This is a genomic window from Trinickia symbiotica (assembly GCF_002934455.1).
Classification (GTDB): domain Bacteria; phylum Pseudomonadota; class Gammaproteobacteria; order Burkholderiales; family Burkholderiaceae; genus Trinickia; species Trinickia symbiotica.
Genome location: NZ_PTIR01000019.1, coordinates 131,518 through 139,713, shown reverse-complemented (window position 1 = coordinate 139,713; position 8,196 = coordinate 131,518). Strand labels below are relative to the sequence as shown.

The 8,196-nt window shown below is 63.9% G+C and carries 6 protein-coding genes; all 6 read right to left on the bottom strand.

Going from position 1 to position 8,196, the window contains the following annotated elements; all coding sequences use genetic code 11:
- Positions 1 to 204: 204 nt before the first annotated feature.
- On the bottom strand, positions 205 to 891 hold the full coding sequence (locus B0G57_RS23830; RefSeq protein WP_018442033.1) for an SDR family NAD(P)-dependent oxidoreductase: 687 nt from the start codon (positions 889 to 891) through the stop codon (positions 205 to 207).
- A gap of 35 nt (positions 892 to 926) precedes the next feature.
- Complete coding sequence (locus B0G57_RS23825; protein WP_026229922.1) at positions 927 to 1,718, bottom strand: DeoR/GlpR family DNA-binding transcription regulator; 792 nt, start codon at positions 1,716 to 1,718, stop codon at positions 927 to 929.
- A gap of 140 nt (positions 1,719 to 1,858) precedes the next feature.
- On the bottom strand, positions 1,859 to 3,064 hold the full coding sequence (locus B0G57_RS23820) for a sialidase family protein (RefSeq protein ID WP_026229921.1): 1,206 nt from the start codon (positions 3,062 to 3,064) through the stop codon (positions 1,859 to 1,861).
- Positions 3,065 to 3,143: 79 nt separating this feature from the next.
- Entirely contained in the window at positions 3,144 to 4,571 is a 1,428-nt protein-coding gene (locus tag B0G57_RS23815; RefSeq protein WP_018442030.1) for a sodium:solute symporter family protein, read from the bottom strand.
- Positions 4,572 to 4,668: 97 nt separating this feature from the next.
- The gene (gene pdxA / locus B0G57_RS23810; RefSeq protein WP_018442029.1) at positions 4,669 to 6,999 is read right to left on the bottom strand and encodes a 4-hydroxythreonine-4-phosphate dehydrogenase PdxA; all 2,331 of its coding nucleotides are present in this window, start codon (positions 6,997 to 6,999) and stop codon (positions 4,669 to 4,671) included.
- On the bottom strand, positions 6,996 to 8,165 hold the full coding sequence (locus B0G57_RS23805; RefSeq protein ID WP_018442028.1) for an iron-containing alcohol dehydrogenase: 1,170 nt from the start codon (positions 8,163 to 8,165) through the stop codon (positions 6,996 to 6,998). Before B0G57_RS23805 ends, pdxA begins: the two co-directional genes overlap by 4 nt.
- Positions 8,166 to 8,196 lie beyond the last annotated feature (31 nt).

Sequence of the window (8,196 nt, the reverse complement as noted above, 5' to 3'; positions counted from 1 at the left end):
CGGCGCCTCCAGCGTTGTTCATGAACCGCCGTATGCGGAACCGCACGTACGGTGGTGTGAGAGGGCGACGGGGGCAACCCCGTCCCCTACTCGATATCGGCTGCCAACAGGAGTGAGCAACAAAGTAGGAGAAATGGTGTTTGGACTGCTTTACTGCTCAGGCCGGCCGCCTCGGTCCCTTCATTGATATGCGAGGGCGGCGACTCAGGCCAGCGAGCTACCGCCGCAAACCATGATCTGTTGCCCGGTAATCGCGCCGGCATCGTCCCCCACTAGAAACGCCACGAGCGCAGCCACTTCTTCCGGCCGAACATATCGGCCGATAGGCGGCATCTTCGGAGCGCTCGACGCTCGTTGCGGGTCGTTGAGCATCGGCGTTTCGGTTGCGGCGGGCGATACCACGTTGACGGTGATTCCGCGCGGCGCGAGTTCGATGGCCCACGAGCGCGCCATTCCCACCAGTCCCGCTTTGGCCGCGGCGTATTGACTGCGGCCCGCCGCCCCGCCCGAGACACGGCTGCCGATCAACACGATACGCCCGCCATCGCGCATCGAGGGCACGAGTACGTTCGCAAGCGCGGACGCCGCGCCGACGTGGAGACGCCACATCGCTTCGCCGCTATCGAAATCCAATTTACCGAGCTTCGCCGTTTTCATGAAGCCGGCCGCGTGAACGAGACCGTAGACGTCCCCTAGTTGTCGCAGTTCGGCGGCAGTCGCTTCGACATCGTTCAAATCCGCGCAAATGTGGCTAAACCGGTCATCCGCGATGTCGGGCTTGGTTCGACTCAGCGCGATGACCTCGTGACCGTCACTCAAGAGCCGCAGCGCAATGGCGAGCCCAATACCGGAACTCGCGCCGGTTACGACAGTTCGCTTGATCGTGGCCATTCCGGTACCTTCTGCTCAGTGCGCATCGGATGCTGTCACTCCATTTCGTCCGCTTCGCCACCCGGCAGCGATACGCTCTCGATCGTCACGCCGGCGATGCCATCGAAGGCCTGCCATCCCGCGTCGGGCGTCGAAGCGTCGGTAATGAGCGTCCATGGCTTTTCGATGGGTGCCCAGTGCTGCTGGCTGTCGCGATTCAGCTTGTCGGAGGTGGCCAGCACGTAGACAACCGCTGCCTGCCGCATCACGCATTCCTTCAGATAGGCCTGATCCGCCGTCGCTTCGCAAAGGCCACGGCCCGGCACGACACCGTCCGCGCCGAGAAAGGCCTTGTCGACGGTGATGCGCGTCAGCGCGAGCTGCGAGATCGCGCCAAACGTGCTCATGCTCGACGCTCGCACTTCGCCGCCGAGCAACGTGAGCTGCACCTTGCTTCCCGCGAGGATCTGAACGACGAGCAGGTTGTTCGTCACCACGTGAACGTCTTGCCTGCTCGCCAGTGCGCGCGCCAGCGCCGCAGTCGTCGTGCCGCTATCGAGAAAGATCGTATCGCCCTCGGCAACATGCATCGCGGCCGCTCGGCCTATTGCCTCCTTCTCGGCCTGAAAGCTCTGCGTGCGCTGCTCGAGCGGCTCTTCCGGCGCGTGCATGCTGACCGATGCCGCGCCTCCGTAGGTGCGCAGAATCAAGCCCTCGTCCGCCAGTGCGCGCAGATCGCGGCGGACAGTGGCTTCGGACATGCCGAAGTGTTCACACAACTCGGCGACTTCCGTCATACCAGACAGGACTGCCTTCAGCATGGCCTCGCGGCGGCGGGCTACTTTCATGGAGTAATCGGTAACGGGTTCCGGGCGCGGCCGCGCTACGGCGGGCTGCGGCGCCGAGCGGGCGGCGCGGGCGTAGTTTATCGATTTCCCGTTCGCGATGTCTCAGAGCCCGGGACGGACGCTCTCCTTCCGGGGCCCATTCACGCTGCCGCTTGCTGCTTTGCCGATACCCAGTCTTCGGTGACGCTGACGTACTTGATGCGCTGCCGGAAGTACGTGTACGCGATGTGCAGCCTGCCGTCCGGCGATTGCGCGATCGACGGATAGGAAAACTCGCGGTTCAGCTTCTCGGCGGAATTGTTCGTCATGCAATAGCCGTCACCCCTTTCGAGGTTGCGCGCGATCGGCCAGGTGCGCCCGCCATCGGTCGAAATGGCCAGCGTCATCGGCGCACGTGGCGCTCCCCAGAATGCCGTACCGCGCGACGACGCTGCTTGAGCGACGAGCGTGCCGCTATCTTCCGCGTCCTCGATGTCGTCATAGAGCGACGCGCGACGTTCCACGCTTTCTTTCGCGCTGCTGTTGTTGAAAACAAGCCCCAGATGCCCGTTCGCCAGCGCGACGAACTGGATCGACGAATTGTTGTTCGGCAGCTCCAGCGGCTCGGGCGCGCTCCAGCCACGGCCATCGTTCGAGCGGCTGACGTAGATGTGATCAGCCCAGCGGCTGCGGAAAAGCGCGATCAACGATCCGTCGGCGAGCGGCTGAATGTTCATGTGCACACAGCCGACGCTGCCCGGCACTTCGTGCGCCGTCCAACTCGCGCCGTCGTCGGTCGAGCGCATGACGACGCTGATGTCGTCGTTGCCCGACCAACGCTCGCCGGGCGCGACGCGACACATGAAGACAGGACACAACCAGGCTCCATCGGCCGCGATCACGATCGGTTGACGCACGAAGGTGCCCGGCTCGTCGAAGAGGGTGCCGATCGGCCCCCACGTACGGCCGCGGTCGCTGGAGATGCGGCGACGCACGATCGATGTGTTCTGGTGTCCGGACAATTGCGCCGTGTAGAGCAACCAGAGCTTGCCGTCGGGCGCTTGAAAGAGCACGGGATTCTGTTCGGAGCGGCTAGGATCGTCTGAGAGGCGGACCGGCTCGCTCCAGACCGAACTGCCCTTGGCGAGTCTCGACGAGTAGACCGAAATGTCGGGGACACCCTCCTGGGTGCCGCCGAACCACGCGCAGAGCAGATCGCCGTTGTCGAGCACGGCGAGATTCGCGGCGTGGTTTTGCACGGTTGCCGTTGGCAGATATGCGTCGATGCGAGCCGCATCATCGCTGGCCGCATGCAATCGGCCCGGCATCGTCGTGGCTGGAGAAGGCAAGGTGGACTGACTGGTCATGGTGAAATCGTGAGGCGTCGATGCTCGTGGGCGGGTTTATACGGTTTTCTATACCGTCAGGCTGCAGGCTGCCTAGGAATCACGAATCGGTGTTGTGCGCGATGCCTCGCCGCTCGGCTTGGTGGCCGTTGCTGCCGGCCGGACGGAACAGCAGTCTTTCGACCAACATGACGATCGCCGGCGTGACGAGCGCAACGTACATGTTGTCGATGCCGAGCGGATTGCCGAGCAGGTACCAGACAGTCGTCGCGATGGTCGCAACCACGAGTGCCGAGATCACGCCGCGATTGCTGTTGAAGAAAGGCAGGTAGATGCCGATCAACGCGACGACGGTCACCGTGAGCCGCAACGCGCGAGTAAAGAACGACAGCGCGAGGATCTGCGGCACGAACAGCACAAAAATGAGCGGCACGAAGCCGACGACGAACGAGATCGTGCGCGTCGCGCGCAGCTCTTGTTCCGGGGACGGCCGATATCGCGGAACATAGAAATCCTTGACGATCAGCGACGCGATCGCGAGGGCCACCGTACTGACGCTGACGAAGATCGAAGCGACGAGCGATACGGTCACCACCCCTGACAGCAGCGGATTCATGTGCTGCAGGAAGACCGGCAGCGCGTAGAGACTTTTGATTCCGGGAAACAGATACTTCGCGGCGACACCGAGAAACCCGAGCGCGAGCGCGATCGGCACACAGAGCACCCCGGCGATCAGCGTCGCGTTGCGCGCTTCGGTCGCGGACTTCGCGCCCGAGATCGCCTGGATGATGAACTGCGTCGAGAAAATCGCGCCCGCCGTCCCGATGATCCATGCACCGATGGTGCTGCCGCTCAAAGCGCCATTCCAGGTGAAGTATTTCGCCGGCATGCTGTGCATCATCGGCGCGATGCCGCCCGTCATCGAAAATGCGATCCAAATCAGGATGCCGATGCCGAGCAGTTTCACGGCGCTATGCAGAATCGTGACATACGCGACGCTCTTCAGGCCGCCCCACGCGAAGTAGACCGTGCTGACGATGGCCGTGATGAACGCGGCCGTCGGCAGGTTGACACGCAAAACGGTTGAGATCGCCGCCGCGCCGCTGACGTAGTTGCCGACGTTCACGATGAAAAGCGCGTAAATCATGATGGCCGACACGACGAGCTTCGCGGTCTTGCCATACTTCTGTGCAATGAAGCCGGAGATCGTGAACTCGCCGGACTTGTAGAGGCGCTTCGCCATGAAGAGGCCGAAGAGGACGAAGCCGATCGACGCCGAGATCACGGACCACGACGCGGCGATACCGGCGTTGAAGGCCTCTTGCGAGGTGCCGATCGTCGATTTCGCGCCGATGTATTCCGACATCAGCAAAATGGCGATGACGACCGCCGGCGCAGAGCGGCCCGCCACCATGAATTGTTCGGTCGTCTTGCTTCGCAGGCGGATGCTGATCCACGCCGTGACGACGATATAGACGACGACCATCGCGACGATGATGGCGCTGTCCCATACGGTGAAGTGATTCATGGCTGTCTCCGATGTTGTTCGCTGCGGGCGGGCTTTTTGTCTGCCGCCTCGTCGTGCAAGCCGGGCGCGAACCCGGGCACGCGAAAAGTGAAACGGCTCAGGCGGCCTCGACGGCGCGCCGCGTCGCCAGGTCCTGTGCCTGCTTGAGCGCTTCGAGCAAGCTGCGCTCATCGGCGATTCCCTTGCCGGCGATGTCGAACGCCGTGCCGTGATCGACCGATGTGCGGATCACCGGCAAGCCGACCGTGACGTTGACGCCTGCTTCGAGGCCCATGACCTTCACGGGGCCGTGGCCCTGGTCGTGATACATCGCCACGACGACATCGAAGTCGCCCCGGCCCGCGCGGAAGAACAGCGTGTCGGCGGGCAGCGGTCCTTCCACATCCCAACCGCGTTCGCGCAGCACCTCGACGGCCGGCACGATCTTTTCCTCTTCCTCGCCATAACCGAACAGGCCGTTTTCGCCCGCGTGCGGATTGATCCCGCAAACGCCGATGCGCGGTTGCTCGATGCCGGCGCGGATCAGCGTTTCGTGCGCGCGCTCGATCGTGCGTTGTACGAGGCCCGGTTCGATTCGGCGAATCGCATCGATGAGGCCGATATGCGTGGTGACGTGAATGACGCGCAGCCTCGGCGCGACCAGCATCATCGAGACTTCGGGAACCCCAGTGAGGTGCGCAAGCAATTCCGTATGACCCGGAAAGATATGCCCGCCCGCATGCAACGCTTCTTTGTTGAGCGGCGCGGTGCATATCGCGTCGAGCTCGCCCGCCGACGTCAGCTCCACCGTGCGCGCGATGTACTGATACGCGGCGTCGCCGGCGATAGCGGACAGCTTGCCGTACGGCAGGTCGGCCGGAATCAGGCCGAGGTCGATGCAATCGACCTCGCCGTAGCGAAAGTGTGCATCGGCGGGCGCGGCGATAGGCCGGACCGTCAGCGTGACGCCGGCGCGCCTGCCTGCGTCGGCGAGCCGCTTCGCGTCGCCGATGACGAGCGGACGGCAGCCGTCGTACACCGATTCGTGCGCGAGGCTCTTCATGATGATTTCCGGCCCCACGCCGGCGGCATCGCCCATCGTGATTCCGATTACGGGTCGATATGTCATTGCTTCCCCTTCCGAAGGCTGGCGCGGTGTTGGCGCATCCGCAGGTTGAGCGGCGGCGAGCCGCCGCCACGCGCGATACAGTGTTTCCGATTGCCCGAAGCCGCCCGCTTTCGTGACGACGGGCAAGACCCGTCCGTCGAACGGGGTGCTCAACAACGGAACGCCGCGTTCGATTTCCTCGACGACCGTGAGCGCCGTGACGCCCATCGAGGACAACAGCGCGCGCGCCGTTTCTCCCCCCGTCGCGATCAGCGCCGCGGCGTGCCGAGCGGCAGGGGCGAGCTTGTCAGCGAGCAGTCGCGCAAGCAGCGGGCCATCGGCGACTTTCATGCGTTCGGCTTGGCTCAGTGCGACGACCACATGGCGGCCGCGCATCAGCGCATTCGTCACGCGAGTGGACAACGTGAGCGTGGCCTGGCCAACCGGGTCGAGCAGCGCTCGCGTGTCCAGCTCGAATAGGTCGAGCGAGTCCCCCGCCTTGGCCCGCAGCGCGGCGACCTGGTCGTGCGAGACGCTCGACATGCTGCCGACCACGGTCAGGACCCCGCGCGGATGCGGTGCGCCTGCCGTCGATGGCAGTTGTGCGTGCGAACGGGCGGGCGTCGATTTCGGGCGAGCGTTCGCGACGAACGCTGCGATCTGCGGCGCGGCCAGTCCTGCGGAGCCGACCCAGAACACGCGCTCCATCGTTGCTGATGCCTGGGCGATGATCGCGAGGTCGTCATCGGTCTCGCTATCGCAGACGACCGCTTCCCATTGCTCGCGCTGGCAGGCGACGAGCCGCGCATGCAGCGCGGCCACGCCTTCACGAATCTCGTCCAGCTCGATGTGCGCCACTCGCAGCCCTTCGCCGGCAAGCATCGAACGAATATCGGCTCGACCGGAAATGCGTTCGTTACGCCAGAGCTCGGATTGTTCGACCGGTACGCCGAACACGAACTGATGAGCATCTCGCGTCGTTCTGCCGGCTTGCGGAAATGCCGGTGCGACGACGGCCATGCCCGCGAAGCGCGCGAGCGCCGCGACTTCCGCCGCGAAGTTTCCGCGCAGCGTCGAGTCGATTTTCTTGTAGATGAGACGGCCGGAGGCATGAGCGCGCCATACCTGCTCGTTGATTCGCGCCGCATCGGCGGCGGCGAGTCGACGCGTGTCGGCATCGATGGCGAGCACGTCGACATCGCGCTCCAAGGCTTGCCCTACGTCAAGGCTGACGATGCTCGCGAGCCCTTGGTGCGTGCAAGTCACAGCGCAATCAGCAGTGCCCGACAGGTCGTCGCCGATGATCAACACGCGAATGCGGTTTGCCGATGGAGCGTTCATGGCAGCAGCCGCTGGTAGATCGCCTTGATGTCGTCAAGACTCAGCGGCTTCGGATTGTTGCCGAGCAGGCGCTTCACTTTTGATGCCGCGATGGCGAGCGCGTCCAGATGCGCTTCGGAGACACCGAACGCACGCAGGTCCTGCGGGATCGCGAGTGCCTGCGTCCATTCACGAAGACGACCCAGCAGCTTGTTCGCTGCCGCGGCGTCGTTATCGTCGTGCCGCGCGATACCGAGCGCGTAGGCGACGTTCGCGAGACGGCCGATCGTCGCATCGAGGTTGAACGCCATCACGTGCGGCAGCAGCATCGAATTCGCGACGCCATGGGTGATATTGAACATTCCGCCGAGCGGATAGGCGAGCGCATGAACGGCCGCGGTCCCGGCGGCCGTCAACGCGAGCCCCCCATACATCGACCCGAGCAGCATCGCCTCGCGTGCCTTCAGCGAGTGGCCGTTTTCGTATGCCTCGAGCAGGTTCGCACCGATGAGCCGCATCGATTCCATCGCGAACATGTCGCTGATCGGATTCGCTTTCGTCGAAATGTACGACTCGAGCGCGTGAATGAACGCATCCATGCCCGTGGCGGCCGTGATCGGCTTGGGCAGATCGAGCGTCAGCGTGGCATCGAGAATCACGAGCTGCGGCAGCAGATGGCGGCTCACGATGCCGACTTTCAGCTGTTCGTCGGGCAGCGTCACGATCGCATTCGGGGTAACTTCAGAACCCGTGCCCGAGGTCGTCGGGACGAGTATCAGCGGTACGCCGGGCGATGCGATCAGATCGATGCCGAGCCATTCGCGCAGCGGCTGTCGATTGGTGAGGCGCGCCGCGAAAAGCTTCGCCGCATCGAGCACACTGCCTCCACCGATCGAAAGAACGGCGTCGGGCGCAAATGGCTCGATCTGCTCGCGATAGACGGTTTCGACGTTTTCGATGGTCGGCTCCGGCTGTACGTCGCGGACGATCAGCGCCCGAATGTCCCGCTGTTCGAGCGCGGCGACGACACGGCCCGCCACGCCATTGCGTTCCATCACTTCCTGCGTGATGAAGGCGATGCGACCGATCGGGCGATCGAGCAGTGCGAGTTTTTCCGGCAACTGATCGAGGCTGTTCGCGCCATGCACGATGTGCTTGACGGTCTGGAAGTGGTAAACGGAGCTCATATCGGAGTCGGAATCTGTCGGCCGAAGCGTT